The 13,422-nt window shown below is 74.0% G+C and carries 9 protein-coding genes; all 9 read right to left on the reverse strand.

Translation table 11 applies throughout. The features are described from left to right. Positions 1-525, reverse strand: coding sequence for a Pycsar system effector family protein (locus tag ASC82_RS16740; RefSeq protein WP_242427673.1), 525 nt, complete (start codon positions 523-525; stop codon positions 1-3). Continuing rightward, a complete protein-coding gene (locus ASC82_RS16745) occupies positions 522-2,507 on the reverse strand; it encodes a hypothetical protein (RefSeq protein ID WP_056648139.1) in 1,986 nt (661 codons plus the stop codon). Before ASC82_RS16745 ends, ASC82_RS16740 begins: the two co-directional genes overlap by 4 nt. Beyond that, positions 2,504-4,912: a hypothetical protein gene (locus ASC82_RS16750; RefSeq protein ID WP_242427674.1), complete on the reverse strand. Its 2,409-nt coding sequence runs from the start codon at positions 4,910-4,912 to the stop codon at positions 2,504-2,506. The genes ASC82_RS16745 and ASC82_RS16750 overlap by 4 nt, the downstream gene beginning before the upstream one ends. Continuing rightward, a complete protein-coding gene (locus ASC82_RS16755; RefSeq protein WP_242427675.1) occupies positions 4,909-5,784 on the reverse strand; it encodes a hypothetical protein in 876 nt (291 codons plus the stop codon). The genes ASC82_RS16750 and ASC82_RS16755 overlap by 4 nt, the downstream gene beginning before the upstream one ends. 90 nt (positions 5,785-5,874) lie before the next feature. Further along, positions 5,875-6,600, reverse strand: coding sequence for a Crp/Fnr family transcriptional regulator (locus tag ASC82_RS16760; protein ID WP_056648145.1), 726 nt, complete (start codon positions 6,598-6,600; stop codon positions 5,875-5,877). Between the two features lie 500 nt (positions 6,601-7,100). Continuing rightward, entirely contained in the window at positions 7,101-9,653 is a 2,553-nt protein-coding gene (locus tag ASC82_RS16765; RefSeq protein WP_056648148.1) for a polynucleotide kinase-phosphatase, read from the reverse strand. After that, a complete protein-coding gene (locus ASC82_RS16770) occupies positions 9,650-11,140 on the reverse strand; it encodes a 3' terminal RNA ribose 2'-O-methyltransferase Hen1 (RefSeq protein ID WP_056648150.1) in 1,491 nt (496 codons plus the stop codon). The genes ASC82_RS16765 and ASC82_RS16770 overlap by 4 nt, the downstream gene beginning before the upstream one ends. A 72-nt stretch (positions 11,141-11,212) precedes the next feature. Beyond that, entirely contained in the window at positions 11,213-12,253 is a 1,041-nt protein-coding gene (gene mmuM, locus ASC82_RS16775; RefSeq protein WP_056648153.1) for a homocysteine S-methyltransferase, read from the reverse strand. 13 nt (positions 12,254-12,266) lie between these two features. Then, positions 12,267-13,190: an LLM class F420-dependent oxidoreductase gene (locus tag ASC82_RS16780; RefSeq protein ID WP_056648156.1), complete on the reverse strand. Its 924-nt coding sequence runs from the start codon at positions 13,188-13,190 to the stop codon at positions 12,267-12,269. Positions 13,191-13,422: the final 232 nt, after the last annotated feature.

Raw genomic sequence — 13,422 nt, forward strand, 5'->3', positions numbered from 1 at the left:
TCACCACAGTTCGCTGAGGAGGGCCAGAAGGGCGCCGAGCGCGAGCGCGCACACGCCCAGGCGCAGCCACCGGTACTTCGCCGCGAGCACGAGTCCGTGCACGCTGGCCTGTTCGAGGAGCCAGCCGGTCGCGTCCGCGCCGGGCGGGGCGAGCCGCGCGCGCAGCTCGCCCTCGGACGGCCCGGCCGCCAGGTCGCGCAGGAGCGTGCGGTCCGCTCCTATGCGCGTACGGGGCAGGACCACCGACACGAGCATCAGGACGCCCGCGGTCCACAGCGCGCCCGCCACCAGCAGCAGCGCGAGCCCGACACCGGCCGTGGGCACGAGGGCGCGGTCGCCGGAGAACACGACCGCGAGGAAGGCGAGGGCACCGGAGAGCAGGATCGCGGCCTTGGTGTCGGCCCGCCCGATGTCCTCGCGGACGGTGGAGAGCAGCCGCTCGGCCATGAACCGCAGCTCTTCGGGCGCCACGGGAGCCGCGGCGGGGACGGTCGCGGGGTCGGCCTCGGGGTTCGGATCCGTCACCGCTCCTCATCCCAGTCGTCGAACTCCGAGCTGTGCCGGCCGGGGCGCGCGGTCCCGGAGGACCGCCGCGACGGGTCGGTGCCCGTGCGGTCGTACGGATCGTCGCGGTCGAACCGGTCGTACGCGTCGTCCCCCTCGTACCGGTCCCGGTCGCCGTCCCGTGGGCCCCGCCCCGGCCCGCGCTCGCGGTCCGTGTCACCGTCGCCGTATCCGTACGCGTACCTGTCCCCGTCCCTGTGCCCGTCCCTGTGCCCGTCCCTGTGCCCGTCCCTGTGCCTGCTCCGGTCCCGGTCCCGGTATTCCTCCCGCTCCCTTTCGCGCTCGCGCTCGCGTTCACGCTCCCGGTCGGATCCCGACTCGACGTGGGTCGGTTCGTAGACCCGCCGGTCGTGCGGGGCGTCGGCGCGCTCCTCGCGCTCGCCCCGCTCCGCGCGCTCCTCGCGCCCCCAACTGTCCCTGTTCGCCCGACTGTCCCGGCCGTCCCTGCTTCCCCGACTGTCCCGGCCGTCCCCGCTTCCCCGACTGTCCCGGCCGTCCCGGCCGTCCCCGTGCTCGTCGCCCCAGTCCGGCCGGACCGGCTCCGGAGTCCGCTCCTCCAGGGCGCGCCGCGGACGTGAACCCCCGGACCCACCCGCCGGGTTGAGTACGTGGTCGGTGATGCCGCCGACGACGTTGCTGGTCTGGGTCCGCAGGTACATCAGGACCTGGTACATCTGCTCGCCGATGTCGTGCCGTTCCAGGACCCCGGTGTCCAGGAGCCTGTTGAAGACGGCCAGGTAGTCCTCCTGGCCCTCGCGCCGCTCCCGCTGGAGCTGCATGCGCATGTCCCACTGCTTGTCCGGGTGCATCGCCATGTGGTGGGCGATCTGGGCCAGGTCGCCGCGCAGGAAGAGGGCCTCCATCTCGGCGGCCCGTTCGGCGATCAGTGTCCGGTCGGCCGCGTCCTTGAGGCGCTCCGCCTCGGCCTCGCGCGCGTCGGCCTCCATGGTCACGCCGACCCGGTCCCGCCGGTAGACCTCGGCCTTCACCGAGTCGTCGAGGTCGATGAAGACGTGGACCCGGGTCTTCAGTCCGATGTCCCTGCCGAGGATGAGGCGTCCGGAGCTCAGCTCCTCGTGCACCGCCTCGTCGACGCGCTGCGCCTCGGTGATGCGGAATCTCCGGGACAGCCGGCGCAGCCTGTCGAGCAGCTCGTCGTGCAGCAACTCGGCGACGTCCTCGACCTGTTCCTGGACGACGAGGTACGGATCGGTGACCATCCAATGGACCTTGGCGACGGCCTCGAAGAAGACGCCGTCCCCGGCTGCGGGCAACTGGAGCCGGAACTCCGTGAGGTTGCGGCCGAGCAGGATCTCGAAGACGGTGTAAGGGGAGCCGAGCATCGGCTTGTTGACGTCCTCGACGCGATCGGGCCAGACCACGCGGTGGCCGCCGTTGCGGTAGAGGAGCACCGCGGCGACCCGGCCGCTCCGGTGCCGGTACGGGGGCGCGTACTCGCCGAGGAGCGGGCCGCGCGGCCGCCCGGAAGCCTCCGGGCTCCCCCGGTCCCGCGCCCGCCCGTCACCGCGCGCGTCCCGCGCCGCCCCCCGCGCCTCACCCCGTCGTCCGTCCCGCTCCCGGTCCTCCGGCACCCGCGCACCCTCCTGCCCCTGTTCCTGTTCGGGCCCGCGCTCCCGGTCGCGGTCCCCCTCGCGATCCCGGTCCCGGTCCTGCCCCTGATCCCTCTCCCGATCCCGGTCCCGCCCCTCGCCCGGCCCGCCGTACCGCTGCCGTTCCTCCCCCTCGTACCGCTGCCGCCGTTCCCTGTCCTCGCGCAGCTGCCGTTCCCTGTCGTCCCGCACGCGCCCGGGCATGTCCTCGTACCGCTGCCGCGCCCGGCCGCCCGGCCCCGGCCCGTCCGAGCCCCGGCCGTCCGGCGCCCTCTCGTCCCACCGCGCCCGTCCGTCCGGCCGCGCGCCCCCGTTCTGCTCGGGCCCGGTCATCGGTTCGCTCCTTCCGTCACGGCGTCCCACATGCGGCGCGCCGCGCCTCTGTCCAGGGGCCTGTCGCGGTCCCGGACCAGTTCGTTCAGCAGGCCCCGGAGACGGTCGCGGTCACGGCGTTCCACCGCGAGCAGCGGCAGGAAGCCGCAGACATGGCCGAGCGCCTCATCGTCCTTCGCGGCCCGCCGGAGCATGCTGCCGAGGGCCTCCAGGGCCACCTCGCCGGAGCGGGCCGTGGCAAGTGTGTGCCGCAGCAGCCGGGCGAGGTCGGGGGTGATGGCGGGCCGGGTGGCGAGCAGGGCGACGAGCAGCGGGCGGGCCGCGTGCGGTTCGAGCTCGGGCACGTCCCGCAGGCCCCACAGGTGGGTGGTCCGGGTGTTCAGCGCGCGGATGACGGCGAGATGGACCAGGTTGGCGAGGTTGAGCCGGCCGTCGTCGAGCCACTGGTCGAAGCGCCGCAGCACGGGCTCGGGCTCGCCGGAGGCGAGCAGCCGGGCCGCGCTGAAGGCCGCGGGTCCGAGCACGTCGCCGTCGGACGCCTCGTGGACCCTGACGACCCGGGCGAGCGCGTCGAGCGAGCCGGGCACGTCCCCGGCGGCGAGCACGTAACCATGGGCGAGCAGGGCGGTCCCGACGAGCCCCGAGTCCTCGGAGACCGCCCAGTCCTTGAGTACGGCGGCGACCGCCGGCCGGATGCGGGGGTCGCGGGCGGACTCGGCGAGCGCGGTCGCGGCGGCCAGGCGGGCCACTGGCGCGTCCGTCACGGCGAGGGGCGCGATCAGCTCGCGGAATCCGTGGATCCAGTCCCAGGAGCAGAGCACGCCCGCGGCGATGGAGGCCCGCACCCACACCTCGGCCCGCGGGTCGTCGCAGAGGGCGCGCAGCCAACGCGCCACCGGTCCGCGGACGTTGTGATAGCCGTGCCAGATCTCCCCGAGGACAGCTCCGGCCAGCGCCTCCCCCTGGAAGCGGACGGCCCGCATCGGCACCTTCGCGGGACCGAGGTCGAGTTCGCCCTCCTCCAGGACGGCGCGGGCCCGCATCGGCCGGTGCTCTGCGTGCGTACCGAACAGCCTTCGCCCCGGCGCGTGTTCGGGGTCGAGGGTGACGGCGAGCTCCCAGGCGAGGAGCTCGGCGGCCTCGGCGGCGAGGCTGTAGGCGGAGCCGTCGAAGACGGCGACGGCGATACGGAACGCCCCGGCGTTCAGGACGGGGAGCGCCTCGGGCAGCGCGCCCGGGCGGTCGCCGCCCGCGAACCACTCGCGGGCCTGGGACGTCACGAAAGACGCGCAGTCCGCGAGCAGTTGATCGTCTGTCACTTCGCCGCGCCAGTGACGGGCGAGATGGTCGGCGAGCCGCGCGGCCTCGCGCGGCCGCAGCTCCTCCAGGCCAAGGGCGGCGACGACGTCGGGGCGCGCGGCGAGCGATCGCGCGGCGTCGAGGGCCTCGGCGGGCTCGGTACGCAGCAGGACGAAGAGATGGCGCCGGAGTACCTCTCCGGACGGCGGTGGCGGGCAGTACATCCCGTAGCGCCCGCGCAGCATCCGGTCGGCGAGCTCGCCGTTCTCGACGAGGACGATCCCGTACGCGTTCCGGCCGCGCAGCAGCTCACCGAAGCGGTCCAGGTGCAGTTCGGAGAGGCGGGTGGCGGGGCGACGCGCGGGGGCGGAGCCGTCACCGCGCGAGCCGGAGAGGGAGTGCCGTGACTCGCTCTCCGTCCGGAAGTCCTCGGTGAGCAGCTCCATGAGGTGGCCGCCGCCCTCCTGGAGGGCCTCTTCCGTGATCTCGTCGACGCCGTGGCGCGGGTCGAGCCGGAAGACCTTGCCGCCGGTGAGTTCGTCGAGGAGGGCGAGCGCGGTGGCCTTGCGGCCGCTGCCGGGCTCGCCGCAGAGGACGAGGACACGGTGCTCGCGGAGCCGTCGCCGCATCACCGAGTAGCCGGCGGTCTCGCAGTACACCCGGCCGAGGTGTTCGAGGGTCTCGGGCGGGACGGGTCCCCGGACGAAGCGGGCGGACTGCTCGGTGCTGTACGAGAAGAACTGGTTGCCCTCGAAGACCGTGCCGTCGCCCTGGATGTTGGTGTGGCGGTCGCTGGCGGCGCTCGCCCAGGTCCGGACGGCGCGGCGCGCCGTGGCGGCGCCGCCGGCCCCACCCTCGCCGCCCAGGGGGCCCCGGTCCACGGACTCGAAGACGCTCGGCTCGCGCGGCTGCTCCCCCGCGCCGTCCCCCCGGTCGGACCCGCCCGCCCGGTCGCCTTCCCGGTCCCCCCGTCCCGCACCGCGGTCCGACCCCCGGTCTCCGCCCCTCTCCCCGCCCCTGTCCGCGCCGCGGTCCCCGCCCCGGTCGTCACCGCCGCGGCCCGAGTCCTGGGCATCGCCCGGGGACGCGCCGTCGTCGTCACTCACTCCCGCTCACCCGCCCCCGCGTCCTTGCGGATTCCGGTGAAGTCGCCGTGGATCGTGTTGCCGTGGACGTCGAGCAGGTCTCCCCCGACGTGGTACGTGCGGTTCCCACCGCCGGTTCGGGGCGTTGGGCCGTCCCCCCGCGACGGCCCAACGCCGGTCCCTGAACCCACCCCCGACACCCGCTGCCCCTCGGATGCGCCCCCGTACCCGGTCCCGTCCTCCCCCTCGGGCCCGATCAGCGGCGGCGCGGTCCGGCGCGGGACGTGGAACCAGGCGGCCTCGTCGGTCTCCTTCGACCGGATCCGGGCCCGCCGGTAGTGGTCCGGCTCCACGTACCGCCCGCCCTCGGCGACCACGTTCCCGTACAGCCAGTCGGAGACCACGACGAGCAGGTCGACCTCGGGGGCCTCCGCCATGATCCGCTTGGCCGTGGGGCTGTCGCAGAGCCGTGCGGCGAGATCCACCGCCCGCCCGACGAGCCCGTGCCGGTCCTGGACCACGAGCCCCGCGTTCATGCCGATCCGCAGGCGCAGCCGCCGGCTCCGGCCCGTGTTGTGGTCGCGGAGGCTCTCGTACAGGGTGTCGATCCACCGTCCGACCATGAGCCTCGGCGGCATGTCGGGGCGCAGGGCGGCGAGCACGCCGTCCCCCCGGTCCTCCTGGTGGAAGGTGCCGGGCTCGACTCCGACGGAGGCGTACGCCTCGTCGAAGGCCGCGTACATCGCCGAGCGGTACAGCTCCTTCTCGGCCATGTTCAGGGTGCCGGACCCGCAGATGTCGCCGAAGACGACGAAGCGGTGGATCCCGCCCGAGGCGGCTTCCCGGCGCGAAGCCGCCTCCTCGTGCGCCCCGTTCACTCCCCGACTGCTCACTCGGACTCCCTGTTGGATGCCGTGGTGCCGTTGGTGCCGTGGTGGTGCGTGTCCAGACTGGCCGCGTTCCGCGACCGGCGATGTAGCCGTTTACACATCCGGCGGAGATTCGTCCGCCTGTTCCGCGCGGGGGCGTGCGCGCCCCTCGGCGAGCAGCACGAGGACCCGCATGTCGATGACGATGACGGTGCGGTTCGCGGTGCGGACGACGTCCTGTTCCCGCAGCAGGCGCAGCGCCTTGGCCACCGCCTCCCGGGTGGCTCCGATGGCCGCCGCCAGGTCGTGCTGGGGCAGCGGGAGCTCCAGTACGGTCCCGGTGTCGGCCGGCCGGCCCGCGCGCTCCGCCAGCTCGACGAGGCGGGCCGCGAGGCGCTGGAGCACGGTCTCGGAGGCGAGCGCGCGGCGTTCGACGTCGGCGCTGCGCAGCCGGGTGGCGAGCTGGCGCATGATCAGCGAGGTGGCGTGCGGCCGGGCGGCGAGGAAGCGCCGGAAGCGGTCGCCGGAGACGGCCACCGCCTCGACCGCGCCGAGCGCGGTGACGGTGGCGCTGCGCGGGCGCAGGTCGACGGCGGCCAGGTCGCCGACGACCTCGCCGGCGCCGCGCAGGGCGAGGATGAGCCGGGAGCCGCGCTCGGTGCCGACGGAGACGACGGACCAGCCGGAGAGCAGTGCGAGGACGTAGGCGCTGGTGTCGTGTTCGCGGATCATCACCTCACCGGGCTCATAGGCGCGGCGGGCCCCCTCGGCTATGAGGGAACGGCGGTCGGCCGCCGGGAGGGCGTGCAGGAAGGAGCGGTCCTGCCCGAAGAGACTCATCACCCGCTCACCCCCGTACCGTCCGCCCACCCCTCGGGCAAGGCCCCCACCGGTGGTCGACCGGCGCCTTTCGCGTGTGTGTTCGCACCTCATGTGGCGTGCCCCGCCACATTGTTGACACTGCGTCACCTCGTGGGGTGAAGAACGCTAGAGGCGCGGAACGGCGACGTCAACGAGCACGGGGGGCGCAGGGGAGCGCCGTCCCCGGCACCCCTGCGCCCCCCGTCGGAGCAGCACGAAAGAATCACGGAACCACCACGAAAGCCGTGCTGAAGCCCCGCTGAACACCCGTGGAAACCCCTACGGCCGGGGCCCGGCGCCACCCCGGAACCAAGGCCCGCCGCCACGCCCGGAACCAAGGCCTGGCGCCACCGGGCACCCGAGGCCCGGCGACACCCGGCAGCAAACCTCCGGGCGCCCGGTATCCGAGGCCCGGGAGTCACGACGGTTCGGAGCCTCGGGCCGACCGGCTCAAGCCCCGAGACCCACGACCGTGCGGATCAGAGCCTCGGGTCGACCGGTTCCGACTCCAGGGCGAGGACCGCGAAGACGGCCTCGTGGACCCGCCAGAGCGGTTCGCCGTCCGCGAGTCGGTCGAGGGCCTCCAGGCCGAGCGCGTACTCGCGCAGCGCGAGCGACCGCTTGTGGCCGAGGAAGCGCTGCCGCAGGCGCTCCAGGTTCTCCGGACGGGTGTACTCGGGACCGTAGATGATCCGCAGGTACTCCCGGCCGCGCACCTTCACGCCCGGCTGCCCGAGCCGCCCCTTGGCGTCACGGACGAGCGCGGCCAGCGGCTTGACGACCATGCCCTCACCGCCGGCTCCGGTCAGCTCCAGCCACCAGTCGGTGCCCGCGCGGACCGAGGCCTCGTCGCCGGTGTCGACGACGAGCCTGCGGGTCACCTGGAGCAGCCCGGTCGGGTCGTGCTCCACCAGCCGGTCGAGCCAGGCCAGCTGCTCGTCGTGCGGCACGGCCGCGAGCGAACGGCCACGCGCCGCGAGGAGCTGGAAGGGCGCGAACCGCACGCCCTCCAGGCCCTCGGTCGGCCAGCAGTACCTGCGGTACGCCTCGGTGAACGCGGCCGCGTCCACCTGCCGCTCCCGCTGCTTGGCGAGGAGCCCGTCGAGCCCCTCGACCCCGCGCGCGGAGGCCCGCTCCAGGGCTTCGACCGCCCCGGGCAGGACGGCGCCGGAGGCGGCGCCGACCGCCGCGTACTGCGAGCGCAGCAACCCGGCCGACTTGAGCGACCACGGCATCAGCTCGCCGTCGAGCAACAGCCAGTCCGTGCCCAGCTCGTCCCAGAGCCCGGCGGCGCCGATCGCGGTCCGCAGCCGGTCGAGGACCTGCTCGGTGACGTCGGGGCCCGTCACGGAGCCGCTGATGGACTCCGTGAAGAAGGGCCGTCCCGTACGGGTGTACAGGGCGCCGGTCACCCCGGTGACGCCGAAGCGCTCACGGGCGGCCTCCTCGTCGCGGCAGACCAGGGCCACGGCCCGGGAGCCCATGTGCTTCTCCTCGCACACGACCCGCTCGACGCCGTCCGCCCGGTACTGGGCGAAGGCCTCGGCCGGGTGCTCCAGATACCCCTCGGCACGCGAGGTGGCGGTCGGGGCCATGGTCGGCGGCAGGTAGGTCAGCAGCCGCGGGTCGACGGCGAAGCGGCTCATGACCTCCAGGGCCGCCGCCGCGTTCTCCTCCCGTACGGCGACGTTCCCGAGCTGCCGGGTCTCCACGATCCGGCGTCCGTGCACGTCGGCGAGGTCGAGAGGCCGCCCCTCGTGCCCGCCGGGCGCCTCGGTGACGAGCGGCCGGGCCGGCTCGTACCAGACCCGCTCGGCGGGTACGTCGACGAGTTCGCGCTCCGGCCAGCGCAGCGCGGTCATCTTCCCGCCGAAGACGGCCCCGGTGTCGAGGCAGATGGTGTTGTTGATCCAGGAGGTGTTCGGTACGGGCGTGTGGCCGTACACGACGGCGGCCCGGCCCCGGTAGTCCTCCGCCCACGGGTAGCGCACCGGCAGCCCGAACTCGTCGGTCTCCCCGGTCGTGTCCCCGTACAGCGCGTGCGAGCGCACCCGGCCGGAGGTGCGGCCGTGGTACTTCTCCGGCAGCCCGGCGTGGCAGACGACGAGGGCGCCGCCGTCGAGGACGTAGTGGCTGACGAGCCCGTCGATGAACCGCGCGACCTCCGCCCGGAACTCCTCGCTCTCGCCCTCCAGCTGCTCGATCGTCTCGGCGAGCCCGTGGGTCTGCTGGACCTTCCTTCCCTTCAGCCAGCGGCCGAGCTTGTTCTCGTGGTTGCCGGGGACGCAGAGGGCGTCGCCCGAGGCCACCATGGCCATGACGCGCCGCAGGACGCCCGGCGAGTCGGGGCCGCGGTCGACGAGGTCGCCGACGAAGACGGCCGTGCGCCCCTCGGGGTGGTGGCCGTCCACGTAACCCAGCCTGGCGAGCAGGGTGTCCAGCTCGGACCGGCAGCCGTGGATGTCACCGATGATGTCGAAGGGGCCGGTGAGGTGGCGCAGGTCGTTGAAGCGGCGCTCCCGGACGATCCCGGCGGCCTCCACCTCCTCGACGGAGCGCAGGACGTGGACCTTGCGGAAGCCCTCGCGCTCCAGTCCGCGCAGCGAGCGGCGCAGCTCGCGGCGGTGCCGCTGGATGACGTGCGCGGGCATGTCCGCCCGGTCGGGCCGGCCGGCGTTCCGGCTGCGGCAGACGTCCTCCGGCAGGTCGAGGACGATCGCGATCGGCAGTACGTCGTGGGACCTGGCCAGCTGGACGAGCTGACGCCGGGCCTCCTGCTGCACGTTGGTCGCGTCGACGACGGTCAGCCGCCCGGCGGCCAGCCGCTTGCCGACGATGTAGTGGAGGACGTCGAAGGCGTCCTTGCTCGCGGACTGGTCGTTCTCGTCGTCGGCGACGAGGCCCCGGCAGAAGTCGGAGGAGACGATCTCGGTCGGCTTGAAGTGGCGCCGGGCGAAGGTCGACTTGCCGGAGCCGGTGGCGCCGACGAGCACCACGAGGGACAGGTCGGTGACGGGCAGGGCCTGGGTCATGCCGTGACCTCCTTCAAGGTCTCGTCGGTGGTGGCTTCGGTGGTGGCTTCGGTACGGGTGAAGACGGCCATCTGCGTGGGCGGCCCGACCTCCGGGTCGTCCGGTCCGACAGGAGCGAACTCGACGCCGTACCCGTACTGTCCGGCGACTCCGGCCGCCCAGCCCCGGAACTCCTCCCGGGTCCATTCGAAGCGGTGGTCGCCGTGCCGGACGTGTCCGGCCGGCAGCGACTCCCACCGCACGTTGTACTCGACGTTCGGCGTGGTCACGAGCACCGTACGGGGCCGCGCCGCGCCGAACACCGCGTACGCCAGCGCCGGCAGCCTCGGCAGGTCCAGGTGCTCGATCACCTCGCTGAGCACGGCCGCGTCGTAGCCGGCGAGCCTCTTGTCGGTGTACGCGAGCGAGCCCTGGAGCAGCGTGACCCGGGCGGCCTGCCGCTCCCCCATCCGGTCGAGCCGCAGCCGGCGCGCGGCGACGGTCAGCGCCCGTACGGACACGTCGACGCCCACGATCTCCGTGAAGCGCACGTCCTTCAACAGCGCCTGCACCAACTGGCCCTGCCCACAGCCCAGGTCGAGCACGCGGCCCGCTCCAGCTGTGTGCAGCGCGGCGAGGATGGCCTCCCTGCGCTGCTCGGCGAGCGGCACGGGCCGCTCCTCCGTGTCGCTGGACTCGTCGACGGCGTTGTCGACGTCCTCGACATCGAGCCCCTCGGCCTCGGCGAGCCGCACCAGTTCGAGCCGCTCCGTCGCCTCACGGGCCAGGCCCCAGCGGCGCGAGAGATAGCGCGCGGTGATCAGCTTCCGCTCCGGGTGCCCGGCGAGCCAGCCGTCTCCGGCGCGCAGCAGCTTGTCGACCTCGTCGGGCGCGACCCAGTAGTGCTTGGCGTCGTCGAGGACGGGCAGCAGCACGTACAGCTGGTTGAGCGCGTCGGCGAGCCGCAGCTCGCCTTCGAGCACCAGCCGCACGTACCGGGAGTCGCCCCACTCGGGGAACTCCCCGTCCAGCGCGACCGGTTCGGCCTCCACCGTCTTCCAGCCCAGAGGCCCGAAGAGGGCGCGGACGAGGCCGGCGCCGCCCCGGGCGGGGAGCGCGGGGACCTCGATCCGCAGCGGCAGCGGAGCGGCGGCCCGCTCGGGCATCGCCTGGCAGACACCGTGCAGCGCGGTCTTGAAGACCTTGGCGAGCGCCACGGCCAGCAGCGAGGACGCCGCGTAGGGCCGGTCGTTCACGTACTGCGCGAGCGCGGCGTCGGGGGCGCCGCCCCTGCCCTTGCCCTTGCCGCGGCGCACCAGCGCCACGGGATCCACCTCCAGGAGGAGTGCCGCGGTGCACCGCTCGGCGCTCGCCTCGGGGTAGAGGACGTGCGCGGTGCCGTGCGAGGTCGAGAACGCCTGCGCCCGCTCGGGATGCTTGTGCAGCAGAAATCCGAGATCGGTCGCGGGTCGCTCCGGGTTGCCGGTCGTGCTGATAGTCAGGAACACACGCCCGAGTATGAGCGGGCCCCTGCCCACCCGACCAGGCATTTTCCGCGCCCCCGCATCGGAGCCCGGGCGTCAGCGCCCGTGCGGGAGCGCCCGGGCGACAGCGGCGATCGCGGACGGACCGACGCGGCAGCAGCCACCGATCAGACGGGCCCCGGCCCCCGCCCAGACGGCGGCCCCGGACGGGTCGAAGGTGAGGCCGCCGCGCCAGCCCCTGCCCCCGGCGTCCCAACGCTCCCCGCTGTTCGGATAGACCACTGCCGGCTTCTCGGTCACGGCGACGGCGAGCTCCACGGCGGCCCCCGCCTCCGCCGGATCACAGCAGTTGATCCCGACCGCCACGACCTGGTCGTTCCCGGCGGCCACCGCGAAGGCCTCCGCGAGCTCCTGCCCCGCCCTGGTCCGCCCGCCCTCGACCGTGTACGAGAGCCACACCGGCACCCCGCACCCGTCCACGGCCCGCAGCAGCGCCTCCGCCTCGTCCACGTCAGGCACCGTCTCCAGGGCCAGGACATCGGGCCCGGCCGCGGCGAGCACCTCGACCCGAGGCCGATGGAACCGCTCCAACTCCCGCACGGACAGCCCGTACCGCCCCCGGTACTCACTCCCGTCCGCAAGCATCGCGCCGTAAGGCCCAACCGAAGCAGCAACCCACACCTCCTCCCCAGCCTCGCGTCCGCCCTCGCGCCCGACCGCTTGCCCAGCCCCCTCCCCAACCTCGTGCCCGACCCCCTCCCCAGCCTCCTGCCTGGCCTCCTGCCCGGCCTCCTGCCTGGCCTCCTGGGCGGCCTCCTCTCCGGCCCGTTCCGCCGCCGCCCGGGCGAGCTCCACGCTCCGGGCGAGGAGCCCTGCCGTCTCCGCCCGGCTCAGGCCCCGCCGGGCGAAGCCCTCGAAGGTGGCCTGGTAGCTCGCGGTGGTGACCACCCGGGCCCCGGCCCGTACGTACGCCGCGTGCGCCGCCTCGATCTGCTCGGGCCCGTCGGCGAGGAGCCGCGCGGACCAGAGCGCGTCCGAGAGGTCGCAGCCCTGCGCCTCCAGCTGGTTGGACAGCCCGCCGTCGAGGACGAGCGCGCCCTCGCGGAGGGCCTCGGTGAGCGTACGGACCGGTTTCATCGCCTTGCCCCGCTCAGCCCAGCTGCGACTGGACCCGGGCGGAGATCAGCTCCAGGTGGTCCAGGTCGTCGAGGTCGAGGACTTGGAGGTAGACCCGGGAGGAGCCGATGGCCGCGTACCGTCCGAGCTTGTCGACGACCTCGGCGGGCGAGCCCGCCAGACCGTTCGCCTTGAGCTCGTCCACGTCCCGCCCGATGGCGGCGGCCCGACGGGCCACCTCCGCGTCGTCCTTGCCGACACAGACGACCAGCGCGTTGGAGTACACGAGATCACCGGCCGGCCGCCCCACCGCCTCCGCCGCGGCCCGGACCCGGCCGAACTGCCGCTCGCTGTCCTCCAGCGAGGCGAACGGGATGTTGAACTCGTCCGCGTACCGCGCGGCCAGCCTCGGGGTCCGGCTCGCGCCGTGCCCGCCGACCAGCACCGGAATCCTGTCCTGAGCGGGCTTCGGCAGCGCCGGCGAGTCCGTGAGCCGGTAGTACTCCCCCTCGTAGGAGAAGGTCTTGCCGAGCTCGGTCTCCCACAGTCCGGTGACGATCGCCAGCTGCTCCTCCAGCCGGCCAAACTTCTCCTTCGGGAACGGAATGCCGTAGGCCTTGTGCTCCTCCTCGAACCAGCCCGCACCGAGCCCGAGTTCGACCCGTCCACCGGACATCCGGTCGACCTGGGCGACCTGGATGGCGAGCACTCCGGGAAGCCGGAACGTACCGGCGGTCATCAGGGTCCCGAGGCGGATCCGCTTGGTCTCCCGGGCCAGCCCGGCCAGCGTGATCCAGGCGTCCGTAGGCCCGGGAAGCCCGTCGGAGGAGCCCATGCGGAGATAGTGGTCCGAGCGGAAAAAGGCGTCGAATCCGAGCTCCTCGGTGGCCCGGGCCACCGTGAGGAGGGTGTCGTAGTCGGCCCCCTGCTGGGGTTCGGTGAAGATGCGAAGATCCATGCCTCCATCCTGCACCGTGGGGTGCGTGTCAACCTCTCCGTCAGCTCGCGGGCGGCTCCGGCACGGTCGGGTGAATATCCGGCCCTGTGGCGGGGCGCGTCCGCCCTGGCCAGTGACCGTCGCCTGGGACCCGTCGTTGGCTCGGGCGGAGCCGGACCGCCCGGCCCGCGTGCCGGCGGCCGCTGCCGGTGCGTCGCTCTCTCTCGTGTCCCCGCCACGCCGGCGGGGGCCG

Origin of the sequence: Streptomyces sp. Root431 (assembly GCF_001426585.1) — a bacterium.
GTDB lineage: Bacteria > Actinomycetota > Actinomycetes > Streptomycetales > Streptomycetaceae > Streptomyces > Streptomyces stackebrandtii.

Excerpts from the sequence above, each read along its gene's own strand:
- ASC82_RS16745 (WP_056648139.1), bottom strand. The coding sequence starts at position 2,507 with ATGACCGGGCCCGAGCAGAACGGGGGCGCGCGGCCGGACGGACGGGCG.
- ASC82_RS16760 (WP_056648145.1), bottom strand. The coding sequence starts at position 6,600 with ATGAGTCTCTTCGGGCAGGACCGCTCCTTCCTGCACGCCCTCCCGGCG.
- ASC82_RS16765 (WP_056648148.1), bottom strand. The coding sequence starts at position 9,653 with ATGACCCAGGCCCTGCCCGTCACCGACCTGTCCCTCGTGGTGCTCGTC.
- mmuM (WP_056648153.1), bottom strand. The coding sequence starts at position 12,253 with ATGAAACCGGTCCGTACGCTCACCGAGGCCCTCCGCGAGGGCGCGCTC.
- ASC82_RS16780 (WP_056648156.1), bottom strand. The coding sequence starts at position 13,190 with ATGGATCTTCGCATCTTCACCGAACCCCAGCAGGGGGCCGACTACGAC.